Source organism: Sphaerothrix gracilis Ecp01, assembly GCF_030405905.1.
In the GTDB taxonomy this organism is placed as follows: Bacteria; Cyanobacteriota; Cyanobacteriia; order Phormidesmidales; family Phormidesmidaceae; genus Sphaerothrix; species Sphaerothrix gracilis.
Genome location: NZ_JASATW010000086.1, coordinates 1 through 2,637 on the forward strand (window position 1 = coordinate 1; position 2,637 = coordinate 2,637).

Below are 2,637 nucleotides of genomic sequence, written 5' to 3' on the forward strand. Positions count from 1 at the left end.
GCTAGAGCAGATTCTCACCACTCGGGTTCATAACCTGCGGCGGTGAAGAAGTTTGCGCATTCTGCTGGGGGGAAGGCCTCGATGGCGTCGGCGACGGCGCTCCAGAGGGCGTCGCGCGTCCGGGCTGCGACTTTCCTGAGCAGGGCCTTGAGCTTGGCGAAGGCGTTCTCGATGGGGTTGAAGTCCGGGCTGTATGGCGGCAGGAAGCGCAGCTCGGCCCCTGCGGTCTCGATGGCCTCGCGCACGGCGGGGGTCTTGTGGCTGGCGAGGTTGTCCATGATCACCACGTCGCCGGGGTTCAGCGTCGGTACCAGGACCTGCTGGACGTAGGCGAGGAAGCTCGCCCCGTTGATCGCGCCGTCGATCAGCATCGGCGCATCGATCCCGCCGATCCTGAGCCCGGCCACGAAGGTGGTGGTGCGCCAGTGACCGTGAGGGACGCCGGCGCGCAGGCGCTCGCCTTCGGGGGCGCGGCCCCGCAGCCGCGTCATCTTGGTGTTGAGCCAGGTCTCGTCGATGAAGATCAGCCGCTGCGGGTCCAGATCGGGCTGCTCCTCGAACCAGGCCTCGCGGGCCGCGGCGACGTCGGCGCGGTCCTGCTCGCTGGCGTGGGCGGACTTTTTTTGAACGTCAGGCCGTGACGGCCGAAGAAGCGGTGCACCGTCGAGGGCGCGAAGCGTTCGCCGTGCTCGCGCTCGAGACGCTCGGCGATCTCGACCAGGGTGAGATCGGGCGCCTCCTCCACCATTGCGAGGATCGCGGGGCCGAGCGCCTCGATCCGGCTCGACCGCGTGTCGCCGCCTTGCGCCCGCGGCGCGACCGAGCCCGTCTTGCGCCGAAGGTCGAACCACTTCACCGCCGTGGACGGCGCGATCCCGAACCGCGCCGCCGCGGCATGGCGGCTCATTCCGGAATCAATCGCGGCGAGGACGCGCTGCCTCAGATCCATCGAGAGGGGCTTCGTCATGGAGGCTGGCCTCCTCCGCCAGCCTCTACCGTGAATCACGAACCAGCCACGAAGGGAATCCCTCCCGCGATTCCATCAGGAAGCGATCTGCTCTAGTCGAGCTTTCAGAAATATCTGGTTTCGTAAATCTGATGAAGAATTTCTAGAGTTTCGCGCACTCGTCGAAGAGAGTTGGCCGGGTGTAAGTATTTCAAAGCCGGAGTTGGTTCGTGGCTTGCCGAACTACGTGCGGATGTTTTTTTCTGAGAATAGACACGATCGTGAGATTTACTGGTCAGGGTTTGGATTTCAAGTTTGGCTCCAGGTGTTAACTCATATTCTTAGTGCATCGCATTCAGCAAGCGTCGTAATAGACGAGCCAGATGTTTACCTGCATCCAGACTTACAGCGGCGACTTACTCGCTTCGTTTCACAACGCTTTCAGCAGACTATTCTGGCAACGCATGCCGTCGAAATAATTAATGAAGTTGATGAACGTGATGTTGTATCCGTGAATGCACGTTTTAGAACAGGTAAGCGTATCGCCGAGGAAGACGATTTTCAGAAAATACTTGCTTACCTGGGTTCCGTTGAGAATGTCGCGTTCTCACGCCTCTCTCGAGCAAAGAAAGTCATTTTTTTCGAGGGAGATGATAGCAAACTTCTGCGTCGACTGGCAAAGCGATGCGATTATAATCATTTTGCGACGAGTACTGATATTCTCGTCTTAAAGACAGAGGGGTTCTCTCAGGCCGTTCGTGTCAAAAGCGCCTTGTGGGCTTTCGAGAAAATACTTGAGCTGAAGCTGCAAGCCATTTGTCTCTTTGACCGAGACTACCGGTGTTCTGAGGAGGTGGCCGTATTTCTATCGGAGATGTCCGAAGCAGATCTTGAATGTCACGTTTTAGAACGCAAGGAAATTGAAAATTATTTTCTTGATCGAGACAGTTTGATCAAAACAATGCAGAAGGCCGTCTCTGCAAGGGGTAAGGTGTTGCCGGAAGAAGCAGCGCTGGCAATCATCAATGAAGTTACTGCGGATATGCGTTTTCAAGCTGAGGCTCAGTTGATTACGCACTACGTTGACTTCATGCTTAAGCGTTCAAATGGCATTTCAAAAGCCACTCTACACGAAGCAAAGTCTAAGGAAATAAACCAGCATTGGGCGGATGTGAACTATAGATTCTCTGTTCTCCCGGGCAAAAAGCTTGTTGGCCGCCTCTCGTCGGCTCTCGATGAGAATTTCGGAAGCTCACTCACTTTTTCAAATTTAATTGATGATATGCCGAAGGAGAGAATCGATAAACAATTAAAGCATATTCTGGACCGCTTTGAGATTTTTTGTAAGCAGGATTGAAAGAACCGCTGCGAATTTGCAGCTGGCAAGCCGTCGGCTGTCCTGGCACCTCGAAGGTGAAGCGCCAACACCGATGCGTTGCGATCGTCCTGTACCGGCGTGGCCCGTCGCGGAGCTCACCGCCCAGCGCAGGCGCCTCTCCTTTGTAGGGGGAGGTGGATCGCCGCGGAGCGGCGAGACGGATGGGGCACGCCGGAGGCGTGTTCGGCGCAGCCGGAATCGGCCGGCGGCAAGGCGAGGCCGGCGTGGGGTTTCCGCTGCGCGGAACGCGCCTGGCGGCGCGCCCCATCCGTCACCGCGCTTCGCGCGGCGCCACCTTCCCCTACAGGGAAGG

Annotated in this window: 2 protein-coding genes; one reads left to right on the forward strand and one right to left on the reverse strand. The window is 57.6% G+C overall.

From position 1 onward, the window contains the following. Positions 1-14 precede the first annotated feature (14 nt). A protein-coding gene (locus tag QJQ48_RS27730; RefSeq protein WP_346294444.1) for an IS630 family transposase occupies positions 15-967 on the reverse strand; the annotation gives its coding sequence in 2 pieces (ribosomal slippage) (positions 15-625 and positions 625-967; 954 coding nt in all). Positions 968-1,079: 112 nt separating this feature from the next. Between QJQ48_RS27730 and QJQ48_RS27735 the strand changes: the two genes are divergently transcribed. Beyond that, a complete protein-coding gene (locus QJQ48_RS27735; RefSeq protein ID WP_346294445.1) occupies positions 1,080-2,303 on the forward strand; it encodes an ATP-dependent nuclease in 1,224 nt (407 codons plus the stop codon). The last annotated feature ends 334 nt before the right edge of the window (positions 2,304-2,637 follow it).